At 44.2% G+C, this 226-nt stretch carries 2 tRNA genes; both read left to right on the plus strand.

The features are described from left to right. Positions 1-27 precede the first annotated feature (27 nt). Positions 28-112, plus strand: a tRNA-Leu gene (locus AAEY62_RS25270). Between the two features lie 39 nt (positions 113-151). Continuing rightward, positions 152-226: transfer RNA gene (locus AAEY62_RS25275), tRNA-Gln, on the plus strand.

The following is a 226-nucleotide window of genomic DNA, read 5'->3' on the forward strand; positions in this document are numbered from 1 at the left end:
TAGAGTTTAAATTAGCAACCTAGTGATGCGGGAGTGGCGGAATTGGTAGACGCGCTGGATTTAGGTTCCAGTAACTTAGGTTGTGAGAGTTCAAGTCTCTCCTTCCGCACCATGTTCTTATTAAGAACTAAAACTAATTCAAATTTATAGTTGGGATATCGCCAAGCGGTAAGGCACCAGGTTTTGATCCTGGCATTCCCAGGTTCAAATCCTGGTATCCCAGCCA

It is taken from the genome of Pseudoalteromonas sp. GW168-MNA-CIBAN-0100, from assembly GCF_040309225.1.
Classification (GTDB): domain Bacteria; phylum Pseudomonadota; class Gammaproteobacteria; order Enterobacterales; family Alteromonadaceae; genus Pseudoalteromonas; species Pseudoalteromonas arctica.